The 1,060-nt window shown below is 59.2% G+C and carries 3 pseudogenes; 1 reads left to right on the top strand and 2 read right to left on the bottom strand.

Going from position 1 to position 1,060, the window contains the following annotated elements:
- A pseudogene (locus EN807_RS32280) lies at positions 1–384 on the bottom strand (IS110 family transposase); the annotation flags it as partial.
- 115 nt (positions 385–499) lie between these two features.
- Positions 500–873 (bottom strand): annotated as a pseudogene (locus tag EN807_RS32275) (transposase).
- A gap of 28 nt (positions 874–901) precedes the next feature.
- Here EN807_RS32275 and EN807_RS37150 point away from each other — a divergent pair.
- A pseudogene (locus EN807_RS37150) lies at positions 902–1,060 on the top strand (sugar ABC transporter ATP-binding protein); the annotation flags it as partial.

The raw sequence follows: 1,060 nt of genomic DNA, 5'->3' as shown, positions 1-1,060 counted from the left end.
TTTGCCAGGTCCACCCCGATCATAGTATCCTTCATTTGCCGTCCTCTCCTTCTCGTGGCGTTGAACATCACGACCTTGGCACATTGCGATGCCGTCTGGGGAGGGCGGCAACCATCCCATCTTCTGCCGCTTGACGAACGGTTTGACATAGGCCGGGGCAATCAGTCTTGGCTCATGGCCAAGCCGAGCCATCTGACGGGCCCAGTAGTGCGAGCTGCCGCACGCTTCCATCGCCACGACACATGCCGGTTGACTCGCCATGAACTTGCAAAACTGCAGGCGCGACAGCTTCTTGCGGAACACAACCGATCCATCAGCTGCCGCCCCGTGCAGCTGAAAGACGTTCTTTGCCAGATCGACCCCAATGATGGTAACCTTTTCCATGGATGCCTGCCTCTCCTTTGCGTGGCGCTAACACCACAAACTTTGGCACATTGCGATGCCGTCGGAGAAGGCAGGCATCCACCCCATCAGCAAAAAGGGGCGGCCATGGTGCTGGTCATGCGGCTTGGCGCAGAGTGAGCTTCTTGTGCTCGCGCAGGTCGTCCATGTTGATGTAGCGGTTGGCCTCCATCCAGTTTTCGTTGGTTTCGACGGCCAGCGCCCTGACGAGGCGTAGGCAGTTCTGTGAGTTTGGAAAGATGCGCACGACATAGGTGCGGCGCCGGATTTCCTCGTTGAGCCGTTCAAGCATGTTGGTGCTCTTGAGATGCTTGTGGTGCGGGCGTGGCAGACGAAAGAAGGTCAGCGTGTACTCGTGGTCTCCTCCACCCATGTCCTCAGTCGTGGGTAGCGGGCCGACCATTTGGAAAGCCATGCGGCGAGATCGGCCTTGGCCTCGGCGAGATCGCGCCGGTCGTAGAGCCAGCGCAGTTCCTGCAGGCAATCGTCGCCATGCTTGCCGCTCGATCTCTACGACAATCCGGGCAATGTTCTTCGTCGCCGGTTTCATCGGCTCGCCGGCGATGAACTTCATCAAGGGCAAGGTCGTTTCGAAGGACGGCAGGCAGATATTTGTGTCGGATACCGGATCCGTGCTGCCGGCTGACGGGGCGAGGGC

Source organism: Mesorhizobium sp. M5C.F.Ca.ET.164.01.1.1, from assembly GCF_004792125.1.
Classification (GTDB): Bacteria; Pseudomonadota; Alphaproteobacteria; order Rhizobiales; family Rhizobiaceae; genus Mesorhizobium; species Mesorhizobium wenxiniae.
The sequence above is the reverse complement of the archived record's forward strand: the minus strand, read 5'-3'. Positions and strand labels throughout refer to the sequence as shown.